This is a genomic window from Streptomyces silaceus (assembly GCF_001419745.1).
GTDB lineage: Bacteria > Actinomycetota > Actinomycetes > Streptomycetales > Streptomycetaceae > Streptomyces > Streptomyces silaceus.
In genome coordinates this window covers 776-1,066 of record NZ_LIRJ01000643.1, presented here as the reverse complement: position 1 = coordinate 1,066, position 291 = coordinate 776, and the positions used below count along the sequence as shown (strand labels likewise).

1 protein-coding gene is annotated in these 291 nt (G+C 73.2%); it reads right to left on the bottom strand.

Translation table 11 applies throughout. The features are described from left to right. On the bottom strand, window positions 1-291 hold a 291-nt coding region (locus AOK22_RS38145), incomplete at both ends, for a tryptophan synthase subunit alpha (RefSeq protein WP_208606510.1).

Here is a 291-nt window from a genome sequence, read left to right as displayed (position 1 = left end):
CCGCCCGCCTCGGCCAGCTCGGCGGTGAAGCGCTCCACGCCGTAGCGGTCGATGGGGTTCCAGTACGTCATGACGAGCACCGGCTTGCCGGTCGCCTCGTGGGCCTCGCGGACCGTGCGCATCACGTCACGGATCTTGAGGCCGCCGCGCAGCGCGATGTCGTCGGCGGTCTGGATGACCGGGCCGTCGAGCACCGGGTCGGAGTGCGGCAGGCCGACCTCGACCACGTCGGCGCCGCCCTCGAAGGCGGCCTTGACCGCCTCGATGCCGCCGTCGACGGTCGGGAACCCG